General features: G+C 37.7%; 21 protein-coding genes. 10 read left to right on the top strand and 11 right to left on the bottom strand.

The features are described from left to right. Genes recF through dnaA form a run of 3 tightly spaced genes read right to left on the bottom strand, consistent with a single transcriptional unit; the run spans position 1 to position 3,609 of the window. On the bottom strand, positions 1 to 1,089 hold the full coding sequence (recF, locus tag DK858_RS17660) for a DNA replication/repair protein RecF (RefSeq protein ID WP_109398522.1): 1,089 nt from the start codon (positions 1,087 to 1,089) through the stop codon (positions 1 to 3). Between the two features lie 11 nt (positions 1,090 to 1,100). Beyond that, positions 1,101 to 2,204 carry a DNA polymerase III subunit beta gene (dnaN, locus tag DK858_RS17665; RefSeq protein WP_109398523.1) on the bottom strand — a complete coding sequence of 368 codons (1,104 nt, stop codon included), beginning with the start codon at positions 2,202 to 2,204 and terminating at the stop codon, positions 1,101 to 1,103. 4 nt (positions 2,205 to 2,208) lie between these two features. Continuing rightward, positions 2,209 to 3,609: a chromosomal replication initiator protein DnaA gene (gene dnaA / locus DK858_RS17670; RefSeq protein WP_109398524.1), complete on the bottom strand. Its 1,401-nt coding sequence runs from the start codon at positions 3,607 to 3,609 to the stop codon at positions 2,209 to 2,211. A gap of 741 nt (positions 3,610 to 4,350) precedes the next feature. Here dnaA and rpmH point away from each other — a divergent pair. The 5 genes from rpmH to mnmE all read left to right on the top strand — a co-directional run bounded on the left by rpmH (position 4,351) and on the right by mnmE (position 8,233). Next, a complete protein-coding gene (rpmH, locus tag DK858_RS17675; RefSeq protein ID WP_004246509.1) occupies positions 4,351 to 4,494 on the top strand; it encodes a 50S ribosomal protein L34 in 144 nt (47 codons plus the stop codon). A gap of 17 nt (positions 4,495 to 4,511) precedes the next feature. Continuing rightward, a complete protein-coding gene (rnpA, locus tag DK858_RS17680; RefSeq protein WP_071788569.1) occupies positions 4,512 to 4,871 on the top strand; it encodes a ribonuclease P protein component in 360 nt (119 codons plus the stop codon). Further along, the gene (gene yidD, locus DK858_RS17685; protein WP_072064717.1) at positions 4,835 to 5,095 is read left to right on the top strand and encodes a membrane protein insertion efficiency factor YidD; all 261 of its coding nucleotides are present in this window, start codon (positions 4,835 to 4,837) and stop codon (positions 5,093 to 5,095) included. Before rnpA ends, yidD begins: the two co-directional genes overlap by 37 nt. A gap of 2 nt (positions 5,096 to 5,097) precedes the next feature. Beyond that, on the top strand, positions 5,098 to 6,738 hold the full coding sequence (gene yidC, locus DK858_RS17690; RefSeq protein ID WP_109398525.1) for a membrane protein insertase YidC: 1,641 nt from the start codon (positions 5,098 to 5,100) through the stop codon (positions 6,736 to 6,738). Between the two features lie 130 nt (positions 6,739 to 6,868). Beyond that, positions 6,869 to 8,233 (top strand): tRNA uridine-5-carboxymethylaminomethyl(34) synthesis GTPase MnmE, encoded by a 1,365-nt coding sequence (gene mnmE, locus DK858_RS17695; protein ID WP_109398526.1) that lies wholly within the window; start codon positions 6,869 to 6,871, stop codon positions 8,231 to 8,233. A gap of 341 nt (positions 8,234 to 8,574) precedes the next feature. Here the strand turns inward: mnmE and DK858_RS17700 are convergent, their stop codons facing one another. Together DK858_RS17700 and DK858_RS17705 are read right to left on the bottom strand one after the other, a co-directional pair. After that, positions 8,575 to 8,949, bottom strand: coding sequence for a hypothetical protein (locus DK858_RS17700; protein WP_410110878.1), 375 nt, complete (start codon positions 8,947 to 8,949; stop codon positions 8,575 to 8,577). A 194-nt stretch (positions 8,950 to 9,143) separates the two neighbouring features. Further along, a complete protein-coding gene (locus tag DK858_RS17705; RefSeq protein WP_109398528.1) occupies positions 9,144 to 9,596 on the bottom strand; it encodes an excisionase family DNA-binding protein in 453 nt (150 codons plus the stop codon). A 653-nt stretch (positions 9,597 to 10,249) separates the two neighbouring features. Between DK858_RS17705 and DK858_RS17710 the strand changes: the two genes are divergently transcribed. Both DK858_RS17710 and DK858_RS17715 read left to right on the top strand, forming a co-directional pair. Further along, entirely contained in the window at positions 10,250 to 10,714 is a 465-nt protein-coding gene (locus DK858_RS17710; protein ID WP_109398529.1) for a DUF1097 domain-containing protein, read from the top strand. A gap of 197 nt (positions 10,715 to 10,911) precedes the next feature. Next, complete coding sequence (locus DK858_RS17715) at positions 10,912 to 12,873, top strand: hypothetical protein (RefSeq protein WP_194294861.1); 1,962 nt, start codon at positions 10,912 to 10,914, stop codon at positions 12,871 to 12,873. A 60-nt stretch (positions 12,874 to 12,933) separates the two neighbouring features. Here DK858_RS17715 and DK858_RS17720 read toward each other — a convergent pair whose 3' ends face one another. The 5 genes from DK858_RS17720 to DK858_RS17740 all read right to left on the bottom strand — a co-directional run bounded on the left by DK858_RS17720 (position 12,934) and on the right by DK858_RS17740 (position 20,528). Then, positions 12,934 to 13,746: an energy transducer TonB gene (locus DK858_RS17720; RefSeq protein ID WP_109398530.1), complete on the bottom strand. Its 813-nt coding sequence runs from the start codon at positions 13,744 to 13,746 to the stop codon at positions 12,934 to 12,936. Between the two features lie 26 nt (positions 13,747 to 13,772). Further along, complete coding sequence (locus DK858_RS17725) at positions 13,773 to 16,826, bottom strand: TonB-dependent receptor domain-containing protein (protein ID WP_109398531.1); 3,054 nt, start codon at positions 16,824 to 16,826, stop codon at positions 13,773 to 13,775. 41 nt (positions 16,827 to 16,867) lie between these two features. Beyond that, a complete protein-coding gene (locus DK858_RS17730; RefSeq protein ID WP_109398532.1) occupies positions 16,868 to 18,232 on the bottom strand; it encodes a surface lipoprotein assembly modifier in 1,365 nt (454 codons plus the stop codon). Between the two features lie 185 nt (positions 18,233 to 18,417). After that, on the bottom strand, positions 18,418 to 19,218 hold the full coding sequence (locus DK858_RS17735) for a Slam-dependent surface lipoprotein (RefSeq protein ID WP_109398533.1): 801 nt from the start codon (positions 19,216 to 19,218) through the stop codon (positions 18,418 to 18,420). A 422-nt stretch (positions 19,219 to 19,640) separates the two neighbouring features. Beyond that, complete coding sequence (locus DK858_RS17740; RefSeq protein ID WP_109398534.1) at positions 19,641 to 20,528, bottom strand: LysR family transcriptional regulator; 888 nt, start codon at positions 20,526 to 20,528, stop codon at positions 19,641 to 19,643. Between the two features lie 423 nt (positions 20,529 to 20,951). Here DK858_RS17740 and umoA point away from each other — a divergent pair, with 423 nt between their 5' ends. Both umoA and DK858_RS17750 read left to right on the top strand, forming a co-directional pair. After that, positions 20,952 to 21,488 carry a UmoA family flagellar biogenesis regulator gene (gene umoA / locus DK858_RS17745; protein WP_109398535.1) on the top strand — a complete coding sequence of 179 codons (537 nt, stop codon included), beginning with the start codon at positions 20,952 to 20,954 and terminating at the stop codon, positions 21,486 to 21,488. A gap of 243 nt (positions 21,489 to 21,731) precedes the next feature. Continuing rightward, on the top strand, positions 21,732 to 22,595 hold the full coding sequence (locus tag DK858_RS17750) for an ATP-grasp fold amidoligase family protein (protein WP_109398536.1): 864 nt from the start codon (positions 21,732 to 21,734) through the stop codon (positions 22,593 to 22,595). 303 nt (positions 22,596 to 22,898) lie between these two features. Here the strand turns inward: DK858_RS17750 and fdhD are convergent, their stop codons facing one another. Then, entirely contained in the window at positions 22,899 to 23,729 is an 831-nt protein-coding gene (fdhD, locus tag DK858_RS17760) for a formate dehydrogenase accessory sulfurtransferase FdhD (RefSeq protein WP_109398537.1), read from the bottom strand. Positions 23,730 to 23,908: 179 nt separating this feature from the next. Here fdhD and fdnG point away from each other — a divergent pair, with 179 nt between their 5' ends. After that, positions 23,909 to 26,956 (top strand): formate dehydrogenase-N subunit alpha, encoded by a 3,048-nt coding sequence (gene fdnG / locus DK858_RS17770; RefSeq protein WP_109406960.1) that lies wholly within the window; start codon positions 23,909 to 23,911, stop codon positions 26,954 to 26,956. Positions 26,957 to 26,966 lie beyond the last annotated feature (10 nt).

Below are 26,966 nucleotides of genomic sequence, written 5' to 3' on the forward strand. Positions count from 1 at the left end.
CTATGGTTTAACCTCTATTTTGCCACGTTCTACGCTAAATAGCCTGCTATTTACATCTAGCATATCTTTCACTTGCCCTTGTGTTATCGCACTGACAAACACTTGAGCTTGCGTAGACTTTAGACGCTCGGCTAACAACTGACGCCGACTTGCATCTAATTCGGAAGCAAAATCATCGAGCAGATACAGGCATCTTTGCCCATTCTTACGAGTGAAATATTCACCTTGTGCCAGCCTCAATGCACACATCAGCAACTTGAGCTGGCCTCGTGACAACATATCTTCTACTGGCGTGCCATTTGCTCTAATACGTAAATCCGCTTTATGAGCACCAAGTGAGGTATATGCTAACATTTTATCACGTTCAAATTGACGTGCTAGCAACTCACCGTAATCTGTTTCTTTATCCCATCCCCGTTGGAAGCTCACTTTCAACGAAAACTCTGGCAAAAACAGACGACACGTTTCTTCAATGTCTTTAGCGATATCTTCGGTATATTGAGTTCGCCATTCACTTATCTGTTCTGTTAATAAGATAAGTTCTTTATCCCAAGGCATCAGCTGCCGATAAGACGTTGCTTGCCTCAGTGCTGCATTACGTTGTTTTAATACGCGTTTTAAATCTGACCATACAGCAAAAAATCGAGGTTCATTATGAAAACAACCCCAATCAATAAAAGCGCGACGATATTTAGGCCCACCATTTAGTAGTGTAAAACCTTCAGGTGTTATTAATTGCATAGGTAACAATTTTGCTAACTCTGCAATTTTATGGCCATCGCTACCATCAATACGAACTGTACTATTCCCTTCGCGATCTTTACTTAATCCAATCGCATAACCACGGCTCTCTTCATTTAGAGCACTTAAACGGCCATGAAGAGTAAATGCATTTTCATCATGCTGGATCACGCGATTAGTTTGAGAACTACGAAATGCGCGTCCATGGCCTAACGTGTAAATCGCTTCAAGTATACTTGTTTTACCACTCCCGTTAGGCCCAACAAGGAAATTAAAGCCATCCGCTAATGGCAGATCCGCTTGTTCAATATTTCTAAAATGACGGATCAATAAACGGGATAAAATCATGTTAGTGACTATTATAAACGCATTGGCATAACAACATAAGCAGCCGCAGAACTTGCCACATTCTCCACTTGAACACTTGAAACAGCATCTGTTAGCAGAAGCTTAACTTCTTCACATTTCAATGTATTTAGTACATCAAGGAGATAACTGACATTAAAGCCAATTTCCATTTCTTCGCCTTGATATTGAACATCAACAATCTCTTCTGCTTCTTCTTGCTCAGGATTATTAGCTGTAATCTTCAATTGACCGTTAGTGAGGTTTATACGCACACCACGGAATTTTTCATTAGATAAAATTGCAGCTCGAGAAAATGCCTGTTTAAGAATATCACAACCCGCCGTTACTGTTTTCGTTGGGTTTTTCGGTAATACTCGGCGATAGTCAGGAAAACGACCATCAACTAACTTCGAAGTGAAAATAAAATCACCCACATGTGCACGTATATTGTTACTACCGATTTGCAATTGCAGTAAACTTTCACCACCACCATCGAGTAAACGCATCAATTCAATGACACCTTTACGAGGAACAATAACAGAATGCCCTGGTAAAGATTGTCCAATATCCATTGAACATACCGCTAAACGGTGTCCATCTGTTGCAACTGTGCGTAACTCTGTATTTTCAGTTTCAAACAACATACCATTGAGGTAATAGCGCACATCTTGATGCGCCATTGAAAATTGTGTGGACTCAATTAGACGTTTTAATGTTGCTTGAGGTAAAGTGAATTCAACCTCACTTTGCCAGTCATCTAAATTAGGAAAATCAGATGCGGGTAATGTTGATAAGGAGAAACGGCTACGACCAGAACGCACTAATAGGCGATCACCATCGAGTTCAACACTAATTTCAGCACCTTCTGGTAACCCACGCCAAATATCAAAAAACTTACGCGCAGGAACAGTTGTAGCGCCAATTTCATGAGATTGGCTAAGATTAACTCTTGCCACCATCTCCATTTCAAGGTCAGTCCCCGTTAACGATAAGGTATTTTCAGTTACCTTAAGCAATAAGTTACCTAAAATAGGTAATGTTGGACGACCACCTAAAGGGCCACTTACTTGTTGTAGCGGCTTAAGAAGCTGTTCACGTTCAATGATAAATTTCATAGCGCTAGGATGATAATGTTCTGATTAGGTTAGAAAAATCTTCTTTGATGTCATGACTCTCTTCACGCAATTGCTCTATCTTTCGGCATGCATGAAGTACAGTTGTATGATCACGACCCCCAAAGGCATCCCCGATTTCAGGCAAGCTGTGGTTTGTTAATTCCTTCGCCAGCGCCATTGCCATTTGCCTCGGACGGGCAACCGATCGAGATCGCCGCTTTGACAGTAAATCAGCGACTTTAATTTTATAATACTCAGCAACCGTTTTTTGAATATTATCGATAGTGACTAATTTTTCTTGTAAGGCCAGCAGATCACGTAATGCTTCACGTACAAAGTCGATAGTAATCGCACGACCTGTAAAGTTTGCGTTAGCAATCACTCGGTTTAATGCACCTTCAAGCTCACGGACGTTAGAACGAAGTCTTTTTGCAATAAAAAAAGCCACTTCGTCAGGTAACTGAATTTGGTTTTCATCCGCTTTTTTCATCAAAATCGCGACTCGGGTTTCAAGTTCAGGTGGCTCAATAGCAACCGTTAATCCCCAACCAAAGCGCGATTTTAATCTATCTTCAACACCATTTATCTCTTTAGGATAACGGTCTGACGTTAAAATAATTTGCTGATTACCCTCTAACAATGCATTAAAGGTATGAAAAAATTCTTCTTGTGAACGCTCTTTATTGGCGAAAAATTGAATATCATCAATTAAGAGTGCATCCACAGAACGGTAATAGCGTTTAAAGTCTTCTATCGCATTATTTTGTAACGCTTTTACCATATCTTGTACGAAACGTTCAGAATGCATATAAACCACTTTTGCATTCGCTTTACGCTCCATAATGCTGTTACCCACTGCGTGCAACAAGTGTGTTTTACCAAGTCCTGTTCCACCATATAAAAAGAGTGGGTTATAAGCGCCACCTGGGTTATCAGCAACTTGTCTTGCTGCCGCCCTTGCTAACTGGTTTGATTTACCCTCAACGAAGTTATCAAACTTATGTTTAGGGTTAACGTTAGAGCGATAATTGAGTTCAGGCAGTTGAGACGCCGGTTGATTATCCCAACTAGGGCGAACAGGCTGGCTATGTGTTGGCGTTGTATTCACCGTTGGATGTACAACAGCTTTAGGAATACTTTCCGTAGTACGCGCTGATGCCGGCTTATTACCAACTTCAAAACGTAAAGAAGGGACTTCTGAGCCACAAAAATCCACTAACAATGCATTAATATTATTAATGTATTTTTCTCTCACCCAATCTAAAACGAAACGATTAGGTGCATACAGTGCCAGCGTATTATCGCTTAGTTCTGCCTGCAAGGGACGTATCCACATACTAAATTCAGTGGCAGGTAACTCATCCTGCAATCGGGCAAGACAATGCTGCCAAAGCGAAAGTGACACGGCGGACTCCCCTAAAAAAACAAGACTAAAAAATAAACAGGAAAAATGCAGTTAAACACTGTGTGCCTAAATACAAAGTGCACAACACCGTTCCTCTTCAATTCTTAATAAGGAACAACTCTTGGTGACAACGATTTTTTTACATCGTGACTCACGATCGCAGACTGGCTATTCTGATCGTGACGGGGGATCATATCGCAAAATGAAACGAAGATCCTCTTTCTTTTGCACAGTTTTTATGGTTTTTATCCACAGGCTTACTGATTTAAGATAATTCACCAAATTAAATATGCAAAGGCGTTCTAGTGTACTTGAGTCGCCCTATAAATAGCAATTGGGGATAACTTTCTCTTTGCATAAATCTCTCTTTCTTATAGTAAGTGATCAAATATCTCTCATTTGATCCCTCAAAGATCCTTGCGCTTTCACTATGAGTCCGTATAATCTTGCACCCTGCGTGCTTGTACCAACAATGTCACTTATTTAAGGCCCTTTTTAGGTCGCTAATAAGCGTACTCGTTGCGCATAAGTCAGGATTGATTATCGGGTTTGCTAAAAAAGACGACAAAAATCGGTACTTAAAGCGTCATCTTCATTGACGCATTTGAGTGATTTTATTACAATCCCGCATCTTTCCATCATTGATGCTGCGATTGAAGTACCGGTTTGTTTATTTATTACACGCCTGTCTGTCAACGCATTTGCTGAATCAGTAATTATATTAAGTAGGTAGAAATCGCCATGAAACGCACTTTTCAACCGTCTGTACTGAAGCGCAACCGTAACCACGGCTTCCGCGCTCGTATGGCCACTAAAAATGGTCGTCAGGTTCTGGCTCGCCGTCGTGCGAAAGGCCGCGCTCGTCTGACCGTTTCTTCGAAATAATAAAAGCTAACCATTCCGTGGTTAAGCTCGCTTTTCCAAGGGAGTTACGTTTGTTAACTCCCAAGCATTTCAATTTTGTTTTCCAGCAACCACAACGTGCGAGTTCTCCAGAAGTTACTATTTTGGGTCGCCAGAATGAGCTGGGGCATCCCCGCATCGGTCTAACAATCGCAAAGAAAAACGTTAAACGTGCTCATGAGCGCAATCGGATTAAACGATTAGCCCGTGAATACTTTCGTTTACATCAGCATGAATTACCGCCGATGGATTTTGTGCTATTAGTAAGAAAAGGGGTTGCTGAACTTGATAACCATCAATTGACGGAAGTGTTGGGTAAATTATGGCGTCGTCATTGTCGCTTGGCTCAAAAGTCCTGATTTTGCTAATTAGGGGCTATCAACTGGGGATTAGTCCTCTGTTGGGGCCTCGTTGTCGTTTTAATCCTACGTGCTCTAATTACGGAATTGAGGCATTGCGCAGGTTTGGAATGATAAAAGGTAGTTGGTTAACAGTGAAACGCATATTAAAATGCCACCCTTTACACGAAGGTGGTGATGATCCTGTCCCACCTAGAAAAAACGACGATAACAGAGAAAATTAACGATGGATTCGCAACGCAATCTTCTATTCATCGCTTTGCTGTTCGTTTCTTTCCTGATCTGGCAGCAGTGGGAGGGTGATAAAGTTTCACAAAACACCACCACTACCGCTCAGATCTCGCAACAAGCGGACGTGCCAAGCAGTGATAGTCTTGCTGTAACTGGTAACAGCAATGAGCAGGCAAAATTGATTACCGTAAAAACTGACGTACTTGATCTTCGTATCAATACTCAGGGCGGTACTATCGATGAGGCTGATTTGTTAGCCTATCCCGCCGAGCTTAATTCGACTACGCCTTTCCGTTTACTGGAAACTACACCACAATTTCTGTATCAGGCACAAAGTGGCTTAATTGGCCCAGATGGCCCAGATCAGAAATCTCGCCCTATCTATAACGCAGATAAGAACGAATTCGTACTTGGTGAAAATCAAGATGAATTACGCGTACCTATGACTTTTGTGAATGAAGAAGGGGTGAAATTCATCAAAACCTTCATTCTGAAAAAAGGTCAATACGATATCAGCGTTGATTACAAAATTGAGAATACAACAGATAAAACACTGACAATGAACTTCTACGGTCAGTTAAAACAATCTGTTAAATTGCCAGAAAGCCGTGATACAGGTAGTAGCAACTTTGCGCTACACACTTATCGTGGTGCGGCATACTCATCAGATGAAACCAACTATAAAAAATACAGCTTTGGTGATATCGAAGATAAAAACTTATCTCTAACCACCAATAATGGCTGGGTTGCAATGTTACAACAGTACTTTGCAACAGCATGGGTTCCATCTAAAGATAGTCAGAACAATCAATTCTATACTATCACTTTAGAAAACAAATCTATTGCTCTGATTGGTTATAAATCAGCACCGGTGACAATTGCACCAAATAGCAGTGCTGATATCAGCTCAACATTATGGGTTGGCCCTGAAATTCAGTCAGAAATGTCCGCTATTGCGCCACATTTAGACCTGTCTGTAGACTACGGTTGGTTATGGTTTATCTCTCAGCCACTGTTTAAACTGCTGAAATTCCTTCACAGCTTTATCGGTAACTGGGGCTTCTCCATCATCATGATCACCTTTATCGTTCGTGGTATCATGTATCCGCTGACAAAAGCGCAGTACACCTCTATGGCGAAAATGCGTTTACTGCAACCAAAACTGGCTGCACTGCGTGAACGTATTGGTGATGACAAACAACGTATGAGCCAAGAAATGATGGCGTTATACAAGCAAGAGAAAGTGAATCCTCTGGGTGGTTGTTTACCACTGATTATCCAGATGCCAATCTTCCTTGCATTGTATTACATGCTGATGGGCTCTGTTGAATTACGTCATGCTCCATTTATGTTATGGATCCAAGACTTATCTGCACAAGATCCGTACTACATCCTGCCATTATTAATGGGTGTGACAATGTTCATCATTCAGAAACTGTCTCCTACAGCAGTGACTGATCCGATGCAACAAAAAATCATGACCTTTATGCCGGTTGTGTTTACTGTATTCTTCCTGTGGTTCCCATCAGGTCTGGTTCTGTACTATATCGTCAGTAACTTAGTGACCATTATCCAGCAGCAGTTAATTTACCGTGGTCTGGAAAAACGTGGCTTACACAGTAGAGACAAAAAATAAGGTCACATGAGGAAAAACCTCTTCCTTGGTTACATTCAAAGGAAAGTGACATAAAATAGCGAAGGCGGTCTACAATGACCGCCTTCTGTTTTTTATATTGATATGATTATTCTGATTAAGCGAGTACACCATGCATAGCACTGATACTATCGTCGCTCAGGCCACACCTCCGGGAAGAGGCGGTGTTGGTATCCTGCGCGTTTCTGGCCCTAAAGCAGCTCTTGTAGCACAAACCGTTTTAGGTAAATTACCTAAACCTCGTTATGCCGATTACCTGCCATTTCGCAATGATGACAACTCAGTACTTGATCAGGGTATCGCCCTTTTCTTCCCGAACCCGCACTCATTTACCGGCGAAGATGTTCTAGAACTACAAGGCCATGGTGGCCCCGTTATTCTGGATTTATTACTAAAACGTATTTTACAAATTCCCGGTGTGCGGATTGCAAACCCTGGGGAATTTTCTGAACGTGCATTTTTAAATGACAAACTCGATTTAGCTCAAGCTGAAGCGATTGCTGATTTAATTGATGCTAGCTCAGAACAAGCGGCACGTTCAGCGATTAATTCATTACAAGGTGCCTTTTCTTCTCATGTTAACGAGATGGTTGAGTCATTAACTCACTTACGCATCTATGTTGAAGCGGCCATTGATTTTCCTGATGAAGAGATTGATTTTCTTTCTGACGGGATCATCGAAGGAAAACTCAATGCTGTTATTGCTGAATTAGATGATGTTCGTGCTCAAGCTCGCCAAGGTAGTCTGTTACGCGAAGGAATGAAAGTGGTTATCGCTGGTCGTCCTAATGCGGGTAAATCAAGCCTATTAAATGCATTAGCTGGCAGAGAAGCGGCGATTGTCACGGATATTGCGGGTACAACTCGCGATGTATTGCGTGAACATATTCATATTGATGGTATGCCTTTACATATTATCGATACAGCGGGCTTACGTGAAGCCAGTGATGAAGTTGAACGTATTGGTATTGAGCGTGCTTGGAAAGAGATTGAGCAAGCAGATAGAGTGCTATTTATGGTGGATAGTACCACTACCGATGCAACAACACCTGAAGATATCTGGCCTGAATTTATGGCTCGTTTACCAAATACCTTGCCTGTTACTGTTATTCGTAACAAATCAGATTTAACAGGGGAAAATGTCGAGATCACGGCACAAGGTAACTACCCGATGATCCGCTTATCTGCTCGTGATGGTATGGGTATTGAGTTGTTGCGTGATCACCTAAAAGAAGCGATGGGCTTTAATAGTAATACTGAAGGTGGTTTTTTAGCTCGCCGTCGCCATTTACAAGCATTAAATACCGCAGCAGAACATTTACAGCAAGGCCATGAGCAACTGGTTTATGCAAAATCAGGTGAGTTATTGGCAGAAGAGCTAAGACTCGCTCAACAAGCATTAAGTGAAATCACGGGTGAATTTACCTCCGATGATTTATTAGGTCGTATTTTCTCTAGTTTCTGTATCGGGAAGTAAAGTAACTTATCAATCAGATGAAATGTGGTAGAATTCTTTTAAAAAATCAAAATAACCAGTTGTTTTCAATGAGAATTATTTATTTCTGATTACGAAGAGGTTTTACTGCATTTCACATACTTTTGTTCCATTTTGATAGAGTTTGATCCCTATTTACTCCCAGTCCAGCAGATAGAGCCGTCAAGTTCATCGTATCGGTGGCTTTTGATAAAGTAAGTATCCCACTGCTATAATCAGAACACCCTGATGATATCAAGAAGTGATTTTTTGATTGATTTTCAATCTGTAAGCCGTGTTTTGATCAAACATGCTTGGTGATCTTGGTTATAAAATTATTTCTATTAAAGCACAAGCTTAAAGTTCTTTAATTTTGAGACGAAACTTGGAAGCTTCTGCTTTTGCAAGCAAGTTAAAAACTCGTCTTGAGTCATTGGTGGTCTTTTCAACGAACCTCGTTGTTGCTGGGCAGCCTTGGCGCAAGCACTGCTATCTAGCTCAAACATATCACATAAAAACTCATCTGGATGTATTGCAGAAAGACCTAGCGGATCAAGCTCCGTTGTAGGGAAGTCTTTTAGATTGAAAGTGATGATAGACTCTGCTCGTCCTTTAATAGCAGCGGCAACAACATGTCTATCATCAACGTCTGGTAAGGTTAAACCATTAATCAATGATTCATAACCTTCAACTAAGCAGTCAGGTACATGAGCGTTCATTAACTGCTTGGTTCTTTCTAGCCGTCCAAGATCGGCATCTGGGTTGTTCTTGATAAGATTACGAATCCATTCATCATGTATTTGCTCTGTCCATCGTGCTCTGAATAGCCCGGTGTTGGACAAATACATTAGGTAACTACGAAGCGGAGCTGGATACATAACACATGCGTCTAAAATCACCGTATATGATGTCATTAATACCCCATATCCATTTCTTGATCTAATGCGGATAATTCAGCAAGAGCTGCTAGTCTGTTTTCCTCTAAACGGTTCTTGTATTCCATAAGGTCAGCATAGGCTACCTTCCTGCGATTACCAGTGCGATTAAACGGAATCTCTTTAGAATCTAAGAGTTTAATAAATGTAGGTCGAGACATATTTAGCATGTCAGCACCTTCTTGCGTTGTTAGTTCAGCATGAATGGGTGTAATGCTAACAGAGTTACCTTGACCTAATTGAGTAAGCACCTCAATCATCATATTTAATGCATTTGATGGGATCATGACTTCGTGAGTCTTACCTAATTTATCGATAACATTGATCCTTTGAGCTCCGCCATTGATTTCCATTACGGCTGACAACTCTTGACTACCAAGCTTAGCCAGTGCAATTTCTTCAGCACTTGGCAGTTTTGTAACAGTATTCATCGTATTTCTCTCTCTAGTTTCAAATTTAAATTATACAAATCTATACATCACAATATTATCCGAAATATTCGAAAAGTCAATATTCGAAATATTCGCAACACTAAGAGAGTTTACTGCATGAGATATTCCTGAAAACTTACCTCCAAAAACGACTCGTTTCTTTCAATAATGAGTTCTTCATGGCAAAACCTAACAAAAGGTTACACTCCAAATCTGCGCCAATAGCTTTCTAACACTTTGAGTGGTTTTGCATTTTTAGTTTCTGTATTGAAAAGTAATCACTAAAATTGACCTGCTATACCGTGTAAATATGCTTTTAACAGTTATAGCTGGTAAATAATAAGCGATCGACATTGCACTTGGTAACGAATTTTTTCAAGAAAGAGCAAATTAAAAAGAATTCACTTATTTTCTTTTTATCTTTTATATTAATAAATAATATTTATTTGCTAATTAACTAATTATTTCAATAACGCAATCGTTTACTTTGTCTTTTTCTTTTTTTAAAAGAAAAATAGATTTTATAGAAAGAAAAAATACGTATTTAAATGATGATGTTTAATGATCTAAATATAGTAAATCAACTAATGATAATGCTAAACTTCGTTTTTAGTTAACTGGGTAAATATCCCCCTTATATTTAAGAGTCTATCGTGAGAACGCTTTATTTTACTGCGCTGACAACAGGCATTCTTTCCGCCATTTGGGCATTTGTTGCTAATCAATTTGATTTATTAAGCTGGGCTGGCTTTTTAGGTTGTACGGCTTATTTTGCTTATCCAAAAGAAGGTATTAAAGGATTAGCAGTGACAATTGCCACAATTATGAGTGGTGTAATTTGGGCATTAGCCATTATTTATGGTAGCCAGATTTTTAATGATATTTCTATTTTCGGCTATGCAGTAACGGGTGTGATTGCCTTTATCATGTGCATTCAAGCTAAAAGCACTCTGCTTGCCTATATCCCCGGCACTTTTATTGGCGCCTGTACCATTTTTGCAGCACAAGGTGATTTAACACAAACCATTCCTTCGCTTATTGTCGGTGTATTATTTGGTTATTCAATGAAAATGAGTGGACTTTGGATTGCCAATAAATCACAGGGAAAAACAGTTTAATTAATTTATCAAACCAATAAAAAGCGGTAACTTGATACTTTCCCTCTTAAAGTACCGCTTTCTTTTTCCCTTAACTTTTCTACTTTCCCTCATAGATAACTAACAAAATTTGAAATTGTAGTTCGTTTCTATTTACGTCAAAAAAGAGCTCTTAGTTAATCAAACCATGGAACTGATTTAAACAAGGAGCTTTCGTTATGTATTTAAACCCATTAAAAATTGCTATTAGTCCTTCATCATTACCTGCAACACAGCCATTAATCTGTATCGACTACCAAGAACTCCAAGAAGGTATGTTGGATATGATTAACCGCAACAGTAATGTATTGCCTACCATTGTAGACAAATTCAATGAGCAAGATCCGCTAAATGCCCCCATGATTGTAGGGCAAACCGTCATCGGACATATTATTGGCTTAATACCTGTTGTCGGTGGTGCATTATCGAAAATCACCTCTGCACTCTTTGGCTTGATGAATAAAAATATGAAAGATAGCTCGCTCGCTAATCAAATTATCGAACATGTCTCTCGTATTATTGATGCAAAAATCGCTGATAATAACGTTAAGATAATCAAACTCACTACAGAAGGAATATCTGATGTTTATCAGTTATTTTCTGATTCACTTGCTCGTTATCTTGATCCCACAATGCGTTATTCGGCACAACAAAAACAAGATTTACGGGAACAAGTACTCAACCGTTTTGATGATGTGATTACTACCATTGTTTCTCAACAACCCTTAGTATTAAATTTAGCGCAATCAGCAGGCTTACCTTTTTATTGTCATTGTTGCGCCCTTTTTGTTGCGGCACACTACGATATTCTCACCAATAAAGACAAACTCGAGTTAAGTGATAATTACTTTAAAAGTAATCTAAAAACATTAAGAGAAAGTATAGATAAATTTAATGGTGCTATTCACACTACAATTTATCAGCAAACCTCTGGTGTATTTAAAGATGATTACAATAAAAGTAATACCTTTTTATCCGGTGTTTATACCTCAGGATTATCTTTTTATCAGGCTTGGATAAAAAAGAGTTTTGAAATCGAATTTAACACCCCTTTTTCTCATTGGAATAGCTTAGAGTTATATGGAAACGATTATAGCCATGATCCTAAAATCAGCTATTACAAAGCTTATTTTGATATAGGCAAAGATATATTACATCGAACATCAATGTTACAGAGTATCGAAACCTATTCCCATATTGATGCCGTTATTCGTATTAAACACAACTATTTAAGTATTGAAAAAATAGTAGATAGTTTTCAATATGAAGGCTGTTATGGTGTAACGGGTGATGGTCGCGATGTATTAAAAACAGACACCTTTTTTACACCAGATAGTAGCAAAGCATATTTATCGCCCTCTCAAATTTTGCCTTCTGTACGTTATATTTCTGACACGCCTTGGGGTGCATTACACTATATGGTGCTTGATGATGTAAATAATAATAGCTTTACCATTGGTCAAGGCCGTCGAGAGAACAAGTCTTATCTCAATATTCCTGGTTACTGTTTTAATGGCGTAAACCTTTACTTAAGCCGGCATAATGGCAAACAATGCCATGATGATTCTGGCGCTTGGCTAACCGAATCGGCTCCGATATTTCGTTTTTATGATGGATATGCATCCCTTACGCTAGAAACTGAAAACCAGCTACCGCTCCCCCAAAAAAGCTATGAACTGGATTTAAATCATGGGTTTGATACGCAATTAAGCAAAGCTCAATATGGTTATAGCGATATGCTGGTTGGTAAAAACTGTATTTTGTTAAATCAAGAAGCTTATTTTTGTTTACCTTCAGAAGAAACGATTAGAAAAACAGATAATCCACAAAAAATGGAAGTGTTACTACAGTGTGCTATTGAAAGTGAACAATCACTTTCAATTTCAGTGCGAACGGGTAATGCCATAAATGGTACATTAGTCGCTTCAAATACATTTTCACTTGGCCTAAATCAGGACAATATCGTTTATAAAATAACACCGTTACTTAATCATCCAGTAACAAATAACAAAGCCTATTTTCGTACTTATCAGCTTGAATTAGACTATTTATTCATACGTGAAAACGAATCCAACCTTTATTTTTATTTGCACTTTTCTAAACCTAATACGGTATTAGCAGATATTACCGTACTGTTTTAGCCATCGATTCTAATAAAAACACCTAAGCCTTAATCATACTTAGGCGTTTTTATTAGCTCATTAATTTAATTGAAAATCTAATGAAACAATAAGGGGGTTCAATACACTTTCAGGTTTAGGGCCGATGGGTTTTACACGTTTAACAGCAGCAATAGCCGCATTATCAAGAGAGGAAATACCCGAAGTATTTTCTATCTCAACTCTTGAAACCACACCTTCTGATGTTAGTGAAAAACTCACCACGACCTGACCTTCATGTTGCATGCGACGCGCTTGTGATGGATAACGTTTATGGCGTTCTATTTCTCGACGCAGTGAGCTTATATAGTGATGATCAGATTCACCTTTCCCTATTCCTTTCTCACTTAATGCATGACTCCTTCCTGCTAACGAACTTGCGGTATGTTGCGTTAAACTTTCTGCCGATGCTTCAGATGCTGTTTGCGCTATTTGGCTTTCTAAATCACTCTGTTTTATCGGTTCTACCTTTTCTTGTATTACCTGTTTTTTTACTGAAGTTATTGGTTTAGGTTTTATAGGTATAGGTTTTTCTTTGGGTTTTTCTTTGGGTTTTTCAGGCATTTTCTTTGATGCTTCAACAAACTCCCCTTTTTCGGCACTGGGTAACACAATGGGCGTTTCTTGAGGTAGCGTTTCCACTAAAGGCTCTGGCACAGCTGTCGATTGTTGGGGTTGTGAAAATACCACTTGGTAAACGGATAATGTATTTTCTTGTTGCTGATGAATATGGTGTGCACTTTCTGTCATAGAAAGTGAACGTAACACCCAACTTAATATAGCGATATAAACTAACGATATGCCTATTAGCCAGTAATAAATATTAAGCGGTTGTCTGACAGAAAGTGCCAACATAACAAAAGCTCCTTACTCTCTTTTAATTAAAATTGTGCAGTCACACCTAATCGGAACGTTCTTCCCGGTGCGGGCATACCTGATCGCGTTAATGGATCAATGTAATATTCGTTTAATAAATTACTGCCCGTTATTTCAAAAGATAAATTAGGGCTATATTGATAGTTAATATAGGCATCAACAGTAAAGACTTCTGCCCAACGCATCGGGTTATTATTTCGGCCATACATTTCTCTTGGTAATTTTTCTTTTAGCCATTTTTCATCTTTATTTTCTACTTCTGATGAATAGAGCCAGCGGCTGCCTATTTCTAATTTATTATCTAGCCAACGAGTACCTAAATGTAAATTAACCGAATATTTAGGCTGAATAGAGGTACGTAAAAAACCACCGGGATAACCGCCTGTCATGCACTCTTTAATGCCCAAGAAACCAAAAGGATCATAGTGACTAAAGGCATTTTTATCGCATACCTTATTTTTATGGCTATAAACTAAAGCTGTATCCATAAAAATAAAACCGTTATCAAAACGCGCTTGAACTTCCATCCCCTTTAATACTTGTTTTTCAAATTGCCTAATTTGCCAATTCCCATCTCTATCAAACACATTTTCAATATTGGTATGAAAATAATTTATTTTAATATCAGCATGGCGCTCGACATTAAGCCAATCGGTCAAATCAAACACAACCCCAAATTCTGTACTTTTGGCGCGTTCTGGTTTTAATTTAAAGCCGTAATAACGAGCTTTTGACCCCGAAAAACCACTGGTGTCTTCAAATAAATTAGGTAAACGCAGTTGCTCGGTATAGCGCCCATAAAAGCGTAATATCTCGTTGGCATACACCGTTGCAGAAACTAGAGGGGAAAATGCCCCATGCTGATAGCTAGGCTCCGGTGCAAAATTATCTTTATCATCATCAAGATAAATAGGGATTGGATTTGTTACACCCATTTCATATTTATTAACTAACTTACCTATAATTGGATCGGGCACTTTTTCATTGATATCAACATAACTACTTAAGAACATATTTTTACTTTTAGATAATTCGCCATTTTTATCATAAAGTAAGACTGTATATTCTGTGGTCATAGGGCGTTTTTGAGAAGATTTTATGTTTAAATTTCCTTGTTCATCACGAAGAAAATCATCTTGCATCATATGAACTTGAATTTTATTAACTTTATGATGATTAATAATCTTTTCTTTTATTTCAGGTGATAATTTTTCATATTCAGGATAAACAAATTTAGAGAGTAAAAACTCACGTATTTTTTTATGTATTTCTGGATGACGCCGAAAATTTTTAAGCTCTTCAGGTAAGCTTTCTACATCCACCCGATGGTAAGCTCTATATAATAAATATTCCTCCGCAGTTAATGTTCGTCGATAAGGAAGAATAAAACCTCTTATTGAAGGGGATTTTTCATAACCTTTTACGTTATTCTGTCGCTTATTATTTAAAAAGGTATCTGTTAAATGATAATAATGGTATTTCCCTCCCGCAGTAATGGCTAACCAAGAAAGGGGTTTCCAATCAGTAGAAATGGCTAAATTAATTTCATGACGTTGCCCTGCTCGCCCGGAGGTAACAAAATCAAAGCCTTCAGGTAATTCCAATTCATCGCTATCTAATTTTTCAAATTGATAATGACTGGAAAATGAAATGGAAAATTGAGGTGATAATTTAAATATCGAAGAGAAATCAATGCCATAACGATTATTCTCTTGATAAAGAGAAGATGTATCAATAAATCCCGTATCATAACTGAGTCTCCACTCAGTATTTCTATTAGAAAACGAATCAACTTGTTTTGGCTCTCTCGGTTTACCACCTCGAGTATTAGTATGCCCTGAGGTTACATTACCCCATAGCCGTAACAATAAATCAGTTTGTTTATCTTCTGGTTTATATTGGTAGGTTAATACTCCCGCTTGTTGTGTAATATTTCCTAAAGGCCATTGGTTCACTAAATTTTTATCATAACGAACCCAACTTAAACGTGATGGCATAATATCGCCAAACAGTAAGTCTGTGTATCGGTAATTAATGGAAAAACGGTGCGTTAATTCAGGAAATAACGTTCCTTTAACTAAAATAGAGCGACTGCGATTGGAAGTGTTCGGTACTTCATTATTTGGGCGATAAATATGAGCAATAAAAGGTAAATAAGGCTCAAAATTTCTTCCCCCATCTTTTACATGAACTGATTCAAGTAAATCCTTATCTGTTTCACTATAATTTTTGGCATTTCTTTTTCCTGCAAAGTAATTTCCTTTTTCTCGTAGTGCATAAGCAAATAATAAGTTAAAGTTTTCCTCTTCAAAACCTACCCCAAGACGAAATGAATAATCTTGAAAGTTTTGTACTTTACTTTTTTGAGGTGTGATTTCTAAGGCAGGATCAATAATGTAAGCACTTTGCTGATAGAATTTCGGATAATAGCGATAATCTTCAATCATATTTAAATAAACTTCTTTATACCGTGTAGCGTTATTACTCATATCCCCTTTAAAATTAATACCAAAAGAGTCACCAATAGGCACAATATCGCGGATATCTAGGGTTTTAATCGCAATACCGCCACCAATACCTGTTTTCATATCTGGGGTTAATGAAGGGCCTTTTTCAATATAGATACTACTAATCAAATTAGAATCAATATAGTTACGATTAGAGGCACCACTATACCCACGATAAACAGTAATTGCTTGCTCTGTCCCATCAACAGTAACAGGAATTCGCCCTTGCCCTTGAATACCGCGAATATTAGGATCAAGTGCGCCACCATTACGAGCTTCACCACTATAAACCCCAATGGCACTTTTTAATAAATCTGCCGGAGAAACACCTTGATAACGTTCTAATAGCTCTTTGCCTAAATAAACATTAGAGACATCTTTCTCATAAACTTGTGAGTAACCTTGTGTATCTTTTTCTTTATTATCGGAGATCTGAATATGACCAAGATCGGTTTTATCTTCTTTAGCTTGCAGATAAAAGCAAGGAGAAAATAACGATAGAGAAATGAAGATTGAAACAATTTTCCGCTTTCTAAAAAGCATAATATGCATTGTTTTACCTATTAAATTAATAATGGAAGTTACTTATTCAATTAAAATTGTTTTTCTAATTTAAATAACACTTCATGTTGCTGATATTGATATAACCAATCCACATTGCTTAATCTTCGGGTATAACGGAACTCTATTGTGGGGTAAAACCCTAAAATAAAAGGTGATTTATTTTTAATATTGGTTGTAAAAACAAAACCATTGTCTCTTCTTCTCTTTTTTAAAAAAGGATTATAGTTATTAAAGTGTTTAAATTGATACTGTAAAAAAAGAGATATATGCCAATTTACTGACAGTGGATAATGAACGCCAGTTTTTATACCATGTCGATGATAATTTAATAAAGTGTTTTTTTTGTGTTCTAATTGATAATTTAATTGATTAACTAAGTGTATTCTATTATTAAAATAGTAGTTATGATTAGCACTATAACTAACTCGCTGACTATTTAAACTATTTAACGCTTCTTGATATTTCTTTATTTTATAATCCAAACTTAAATTAATAGTTTGCTTTTTATTAATAAAATAAGAAAATTGTATTTCATTTCCCCATGCTTGATATTCATATTGAGTTGGTGTTTTTTTTATTTCGTAATAAGGTGTTATTGACCATTGATATAGAGGTTTTTGATAGCGATAACCTAATTGTGTATATAACGCAAAAAAATTAGCGCTACGGTGAGAGTGATAATCGACATATCGTGCATAAGTATAAGAAGAAAAAGTATGGTGAGAATAAATAGCAACAGGCTGATAAAAAGAAAAATAATGAGCAAGTCCTGTTGATACAATGGGTTTAGCACCTCTTAGCGTCACTTTTCTTTGAATGGATTGAGAAACAACTTGTTCTGCTAAATCAGGTGCATGGTTAATATTATCATCATAAAAAAAGCTTAGTTGATAGAAACGTTGACCTTGAAAATAAGAGGCTAGCTTAACCTTATAAAATTCTATAGATTGGATAATATCTTTAGGTAAATCAACTATATTGCTCAACTGATTGAGTTGTAGTTGTGCTTTTTTATACTCTCGCAGATGAAAATAAAGTTGAATTAACCCTGTTTGCGCTGGGATAAAATCGGCTTTTTTTTTAAGTTGCTGCTGATAATAAAATTCAGCATTTAAAAAATCACCTTTTGTTTGGGCTAAAAGCGCTTTAGCGTAATCAATTAATAATGTTTCATGTAAAGGTAATTGTTGATACTCCAGTAGTAGTTCTTCAGCCTTTTTCCACTGCTGTTGCTGTAAAGCACGATAAAGTTGTTGCCCTATTTGTGCAACTTGGTGTTGAGATGAAGAATAGGAGAATAAAATAGCATTATTTTCTTTGGCGTTAACTTTTAATGGAATAAATAACACGCTGATAATAAGAGCTAATTCCATTCGTTTTTGATAATAACGCATGGTATATCCTTATAATAAAAATCGACCTATTCCTTAAGATCGGTTTATTTTTGATAAAAAAAAACAGATAACCCTATACCTGATTATCTGTTGCTAACATTTAGCTTAATGACCACTAATACCACTTTTTAAAGAATTAACCGATTGTATGACCAAACAAATTTATAATATTATTTTTGAAAAAATTAAGAAGCATCCGTGCTTGCTGTTATTTCTTCACTTTCACTACTCTCTTTCGCACCACCAAAACCAATATCTTTTGTGTGATCCGAACTAAATACCACAATACCCGCTAACGCTTCAGCACTTTCGCCAAAAAAGGCACCTTCAACAATCCCTGATGTTGTGCCCTCTTTTGCATCTGCCGAAAACGTCACTTGGTTATTGGCGGTATAAAGATTTCCACCTTCTAACTCAACTGTGCGTTGGCTATTCGCCAATGAACCTTCAATTTTCTTTTGAGAAAAATCAACATCAAACGTACCTGAAAGTAGGTTACTGCCGCTGTATTGGCTAATACCCGTTACCGTATAAGTCGCGCTATCTGTCGGCAATGTGGTAGTGACATCTTTACCCACATAATAGGTTTGATGTGTTACATCTGTTGCTGATGTTGTTTTTGCCCAGTCACCAAAATAGACATTGGCATCTGTGATTTTGGCAAAGTGAAAAACGCCCATATTACTGTGACTTGCAGGAGAATTAGCATTAGGTTGGATAGTATAAACACCATGACTGTCCGCTCCACCACTCATTCTTGGTGAGGTTAACGAAGCAAAACCAATTTTTTTTCCACCTCCTACTGTACTAATACCCACACCTGGTGCACCACCAGGCATTTGATGATCACCACGTTGCATAGGGTCACTTGCCCCCACTTCCATCGTCGTTAACGACCCGCTTTGATTAGAATGAATTTCAGCTTGTACAGTATGAGTCCCCATTAATATAAACAGTGCACATGTTAGTTTATTCAGTTTCTTCATAATAATTTCCATATTATTAGTTTGAGGGTGTGGCTACTTATTAAAAATAATAAGTAGCCACTTACAGAGATATTAATATTTTATCTTTACAGCTTCACTTACGAATATAAAGCTTGCTGTTTCGGGCGTAGGTAATATTAAATAAATCTCTTTCATTGTAAATAACACATTTTAATTACTGAGATTTTAATTAACCTTATTTATATTATGAGAATTAAACTAATTGAATGATTTAACTTGGTTTTTTATTTAAACACATAAGAAACAAATAAATATTTTATGTTTATTTTTGTGAACAAACTCGCAATTATTTATCTTTATTCGTTTTAAAACTAATTGATATTTATTAGATGTTTTATATTTATTATAACCCACGCATTAAAAATATAATCATTTCTGAAATTAAAGATTATTTTCATTCATTATATTTTATTTATTTCATCAGAAATTATATTTATAAGAAGATCACGATCTTTATTTTTAATATTATTATTCCAAATAACACCTATTTCCCATTGTGTATACAGATCAGACAGTGGCAATAAAGTCACTTTTTGTTTATCACAAATAAGCTCTGCATTTTTAGGCACCAATGCCATTCCTAATCCAGCAGCAACTAACGCTAACTGCGTTTGAATATCTTGCGATTGTTGTAATACACGAGGCTCGATTTGATGATATTTTAGAAAAGCATTTATTTGTTGATGTAGTTTTTTTTCTTTTTCTGGAACAAGCTGAATAAGCCCAAGCGTATTAAAATAGTGTAATGGATCATCTTCAATCTCTAACACCATAATGTTTTGTGTTGGAATCGCTAACATCAATCGCTCTTGTGCTAATGAAATCCCCTTAAGTGGCTCTGTAACGGGTAAGCGTGAAAATGCGAGATCAAGTTCTCCTAAAAGTAATTTACTTTCCATTATGTTAGAAGGTATATCATCAATATGAACGGTGATATCAGGATGAACCTGATTAAACTTTGCCAATAATGGTGTAATAAAATTTAATGAAGACAAACCAAATCCTGCATAAAGCTCTGCTTTTTGGGGTTCACTTAATTGACGAGCTTGTTTTTCTAGAGCGCGAACTTCTCTTAAAACTGATTGAGATTGATTCAGTAAATACTGTCCTTCAGGCGTTAATTTTGCACCATAACGTCCACGCTGAAAAAGCGTGATACCTAACTGAGATTCCAGTGTTTTTATCTGTTTAGTGAGTGCCGGTTGGCTAATACAAAGCTTTGAGGAAGCTTCACCAAAATGTTCTGTTTCAGCTAAAACAACAAAAGCATTCAATAAACGGGTATCCATGCTTAATTATTAATCCTATCTTATTTCTCCTTTAATTATTCTAACACAGAATAATTAAATAAAATTAATAACCAATACCGATACATTGATAAGCAAATTAAATAGATTAAATTGAGATTATTCTTTAACGAGCACCCAAAATACTCACAAAATAAAAGTGTTGTCGTTTGCTTTATATCGAAACTGTACTGTAGCAACGCGTAATGTTTTAGATGTGTTCATACGTTTTTACCTATAAAACCTTCTCTCTTTTTCAAATAGGAGAACGTATTTATTGTTTAAAGGGTAATCACTTACTTGCTTTTTTCGATAACCTTTTGGAATGAAATAAGATAACCGCAAGAAATAACAGGCTTCTATGCCTCTGTTTCGCGGAACAAGTACCTTATTTTCTGGCATCATAATGGCAATAAAGGAGTATTTATGTCTGCTAAGTCCCTATTTATAATTCTTTCATTATTAGGATTATCTGTTTCCTGTATGGCAGGAGATGGCTTAGTGGATAGAACATGGACGGCCTCAGGTTTAGATACACAAAGTTATCGACAAGCATTAAGGCAACCAGCTACAACTTCTCGATATACTCTTTTTAATATCACGCCAGATATGCCTGTTCCGGGCGGTGCAAACCATTCTGACCTTCAAGGTATTCGTTATATTGCAATGAAGTATGGCCCTTATGGTCAGCCAGAACACTATAAAACCTACCAAATCATGTTTTCTCACTATTCAAATAGTAGTACGAAAAAAGTTCGCTATTTAGGTGAGTTATATACTGTTGTCGGTGATATCTATTTAATTGATCCTTTTGCAACAACTAACGAATGGCAACGTGGTCGTAGCCAAATCGTTGAAGAGTACTATGAGATATTAGATGCTCACGGAAATAGAACAGGAAAAGGGTTACGCTTTAATAATTGGGATAAACCAATTCATATAACTAAATGGTCATCAAATTAATATACTCTTAATCAATATTCCTTTTTGTTAACCCTCTCTTAATGTCACCTTTTTTTCTTTTATTAAAATATATACTTTGAATATTAACTTACGTTAATGATTTCTAATTTTATATAAATAAAAAACATCATAATAAGATCAACCAATGATAGTACTCTCTTTAATTATTTCTTTATAGAAAAGTTTAATTTTAAGAAAAGGGAGTTTTTATTTCACCTATCTATCTAACATAATCATTCACTTATGAAAATCATAGAATATTATTTCAAACAGTTCCGAACTATTGCATTGCCTGACCGTATATATTTAAAAAATAAGTTTATTCGTAACTTAGGTTATCAGCCAAATTTTAAAACACCGGCATCACTTAATGAAAAAATCAATGCGCGTATGTTATTCGATAGAAATCCAATTTATACGCGCTTAGCAGATAAAATTACAGTCAGAGATTATGTGGCAGAAAAGATTGGTTCTCGCTATCTGGTTCCTATCATTAACACCTATTCTCATCCTGATGAAATCGATATCACTCAACTTCCTTCACGTTTTGTACTCAAATGTAATCACGATAGTGGCAGTACAATTATTTGTCTTAATAAAGCTACGTTTGATTTTGAAAAAGCAAAGAAAAAGCTTCAATTTCATTTAAAACGTAATCTCTATCCCGTCACTCGTGAATGGCACTATAAAAACATCAAAGCTAAAATTATCTGTGAAGAATATATTGATTTATTTGATACACAAAATCCAATGATACCAACGACTTGTCGTCTTCACTGCTTTAATGGTCAGCCCCATTATGCGGAAATTGATATTTCTGATACCAAAGGGAATGAATATATAAATGTGTATGATGCAAATTGGCAGTTACAACCTATCACATTAGAAGATCCCAACACACCAGAACTTATTGAAAAACCAATACAATTTGAAATTATGTTGCAATTAGCCGCTAAACTGGCAAATAACTTTAATTATTGTCGAGTTGATTTTTTAATGTCTGAAAATAAGCTCATCTTTAGTGAAATGACCTTTACCCCAAATGCAGGGCGTATCCCCATCAAGCCTAAAGAGTGGGATTACAAATTAGGTGCTTTATGGTCATAAATTGGTTACTACGTTTTAATAAGTAAATTAACTATGAAGAATATTGCCAATGGCAGAATAACGATAATAAGCCATTTGACCCTTGAATACGTACACACTGGCGTTTCGGTGCAATGATTATCAAAATAGCCCCACAGTCGATGAAAACAAAAGCTTCAAAAGAAACGTGAGAACAATGGACTTCGTTACGATTTCCAATGAGTGGTGATTATGCCATTCCTATGGGGCTTGCACCGGTTAGTATTGATATTCAACGCCAATATGGTACTTATCTTGAACCCAACCTTTGGATGTTGCACGCGCTTAATTAGTCAGTCGCTGTGGATGAGTAAACACCGTTGCTCTTCCGCGACGACAAAAACCCACCAGCGTGACATTGTATTTATTAGCAACTTCAACAGCTAAAGAGGTTGCAGCAGAAACAGCAAATAAAATTTCTGCGCCACACATTGCGGCTTTTTGTACCATTTCATAACTGGCTCGACTAGAGACTAATACCGCGCCTTCATTCCACTTTTCTTGTGCTTTCATGCCTAAAAGCTTATCAAGCGCAACATGACGACCAACGTCTTCACATCCGCCTTGCATTTCACCTTCTGGCGACAACCAAACAGCAGCATGTGTACATCCCGTCAGTTCACCGATTTCTTGAACAGTGGTCATCTGCTCTAAAGCTTTATCAAGATTTGAAAGTGAAAAAGTTTGTGTAAAAGGTAACGGAGTAATAGGTCGAAAAATCTCTTCTAGTTGCTCAGTTCCACAAATACCACAGCCAGTACGACCTGTCATATTGCGTCGTCGCTCTTTTAATCCCATAAAACGTCGACTTGATAATTCAATTTGAACTTCAATACCTCCGTTACAACTTTCCACAATTTCGATACTGCGAATTTCATTAGAAGATTCTATAATGCCTTCGGATAAAGAAAATCCGACAGCAAACAACTCTAAATTTTTAGGGCTTGCCATCATAACGACGTGAGATATTCCGTTGTACACTAATGCAACAGGAACTTCGAGTGCAATATAATCGTCTTCTTGTCTGTTAAGAGATCCTTTGTGTTGCACAATTGTTTGATCTACGCCAACGATTACACGTTTAGTTAACAATTTTGTCGATTTTGTTTCATCCATAAGATGAATTCCTAAATTTATTAATACATAATAACAATACGGGTAAAAACGATTTTACACTACCTATCAGGCAATGAACCTGATCCTATTAGGGATAATAGGGATAAAAAAACAATCAGCTCCATTTTCGTGAAGAAAATTAGAGTCAGTAAAAGCAATGTATGATGAGGAGAGACCCCATGCAGGTCAGCAGAAGGCAGTTCTTTAAGATCTGTGCTGGCGGTATGGCAGGTACTACAGCGGCAGCGCTCGGTTTTGCACCAGCAGTTGCGCTAGCAGGCTCACGTCAGTATAAATTACTGAGAGCCCGCGAAACCCGCAATACCTGTACGTACTGTTCTGTCGGTTGTGGACTATTAATGTATAGTCTGGGCGATGGCGCCAAAAACGCAAAAGAAACGATATTTCATATTGAAGGTGACTCAGACCATCCAGTAAACCGCGGTGCATTATGCCCTAAAGGTGCTGGTCTAGTGGATTTTATCCACAGTGAAGGTCGTTTAAAACACCCAGAATACCGTGCACCCGGCTCGGATAAATGGGTAAAACTCTCATGGGAAGAAACGTTTGATCGTATTGCGCGCTTAATCAAAAAAGACCGCGATGCCAACTTCCAAAAATTCAATAAAGAAGGTGTAGAAGTCAACCGTTGGTTAACTACCGGTATGCTTTGCGCCTCTGCAGCAAGCAATGAAACTGGGTTTTTAACTCAAAAATTCTCAAGAGCTCTTGGGATGCTGGCTGTCGATAACCAAGCGCGTGTCTGACACGGACCAACGGTAGCAAGTCTTGCTCCAACATTTGGTCGCGGTGCGATGACCAACCACTGGGTTGATATGAAAAATGCCAACCTTATCGTCGTTATGGGCGGTAATGCGGCAGAAGCACACCCTGTGGGATTCCGCTGGGCGATGGAAGCTAAAATTCATAATAACGCCAAGCTCATTGTTATTGACCCTCGCTTCACCCGTACTGCGGCTGTTGCGGATTTCTATACGCCTATCCGTTCTGGTACTGATATTACGTTCTTATCGGGCGTTATCTTATATCTGCTCGAAAATAAGAAATATCAAAAAGAATACGTTGAGGCTTATACCAATGCGAGCTTAATTGTCCGTGAAGACTATCATTTTGATGATGGTTTATTCAGCGGATATGATGCAGAAAAACGTAAATACGATAAAACCACTTGGAACTACGAGATGGATGAAAATGGTTTCGCAAAACGCGACACCACATTACAACATCCTCGTTGTGTCTGGAATCTGTTAAAACAACACGTTAGTCGTTACACACCTGATGTGGTTACTCAGATTTGTGGTACACCAAAAGATGATTTCTTAAAAGTCTGTGAATATATTGCTGAAACCGCAGCGAAAGATAAAACAGCCTCTTTCCTGTATGCATTAGGCTGGACCCAACATACTGTTGGTGCTCAAAACATTCGTACCATGGCAATGATCCAATTACTGTTAGGTAATATGGGTATGGCTGGTGGCGGTGTTAACGCACTACGTGGTCACTCTAATATTCAAGGCTTGACTGACCTCGGTCTATTATCTCAAAGCTTACCAGGTTATTTGACTCTGCCTTCTGAAAAACAGACTACATTAGAAACCTACTTAGCTGCGAATACGCCAAAAGCGACAGTACCGGGACAAGTTAACTACTGGGGCAATTATCCTAAATTCTTCGTTAGTATGATGAAGACATTCTATGGAGATAATGCTCAACGTGATAATGATTGGGGCTTCTCACTGTTACCTAAGTGGGACAAACCTTACGACGTTCTACAATACTTCGACATGATGGATAAAGGTGAAGTCAACGGCTATATCTGCCAAGGCTTTAACCCAGTTGCATCATTCCCGAATAAGAACAAAGTTATTCGTTCATTATCAAAACTGAAATTCCTTATCACAATGGATCCGCTAAACACTGAAACTGCGTGTTTCTGGCAGAACCACGGTGAAGAGAACGACGTTAAAACAGCCGAGATCCAAACAGAAGTCTTCCGTCTACCAACAACTTGTTTCGCAGAAGAAGATGGTTCTATCGTTAACTCTGGTCGTTGGTTACAGTGGCACTGGAAAGGGGGCGATGCCCCAGGTGTTGCTATTCCTGATGCTGAGATTTTATCTGGTATTTTCCATCGTTTACGCCAACTCTACAAAGAAGAAGGCGGTGCGATGCCAGAACAGGTGTTGAATATGACTTGGGATTATTTTGATCCTGATAATCCAACATCCGCAGAAGTTGCACAAGAAAGTAACGGTAGAGCATTAGTCGACTTAAAAGACGCTGATGGCAATATCATTCTGAAAAAAGGTCAACTGCTTAGCTCGTTTGCTCAATTACGTGATGATGGTACAACGGCCAGTGGCTGTTGGATCTTCGCAGGTAGCTGGACAGAGAAAGGCAACCAAATGGCTAACCGTGATAACTCCGATCCATCAGGATTAGGCAATACATTGGGTTGGGCATGGGCATGGCCTCTTAACCGTCGCATTATTTATAACCGCGCATCAGCAGACCCACAAGGTCAGCCATGGGATCCTAAACGTAAATTAATCGAATGGGATGGCAGCAAATGGACGGGTATTGATGTACCTGACTATAGCAACGCTGCACCGGGTTCTGATGTCGGTCCATTTATTATGCAACCAGAAGGTATGGGTCGTCTGTTTGCTATCGATAAGATGGCAGAAGGTCCATTCCCTGAGCACTACGAGCCAATTGAAACACCATTGGGTACTAACCCACTGCATCCAAATGTAGTTTCAAATCCAGCGGCGCGTATCTTTAAAGATGACTGGAAAGATATGGGTAAAGCAGAAGAGTTCCCATATGTCGGTACAACTTATCGTCTGACAGAACATTTCCACTTCTGGACTAAACACGCACGCTTAAATGCGATTATTCAGCCACAACAATTTATTGAAATTGGTGAGCGCTTAGCCGCAGAAAAAGGCATTGTTCAAGGCGATACCGTTAAAGTCAGCTCAAAACGTGGTTATATCAAAGCGAAAGCGGTGGTCACTAAACGTATTAAAACCCTTGATGTTGATGGGCGCAAAGTGGATACCATTGGTATTCCTATTCACTGGGGCTTTGAAGGTGTTGCAGTGAAAGGCTTTATTGCAAATACGTTAACGCCATTCGTTGGTGATGCGAATACACAAACGCCTGAGTTTAAAGCGTTCCTTGTTAATGTGGAAAAGGTGTAAGGAGATAAAT

This window comes from Proteus faecis (assembly GCF_003144395.1).
GTDB classification, from domain to species: domain Bacteria; phylum Pseudomonadota; class Gammaproteobacteria; order Enterobacterales; family Enterobacteriaceae; genus Proteus; species Proteus faecis.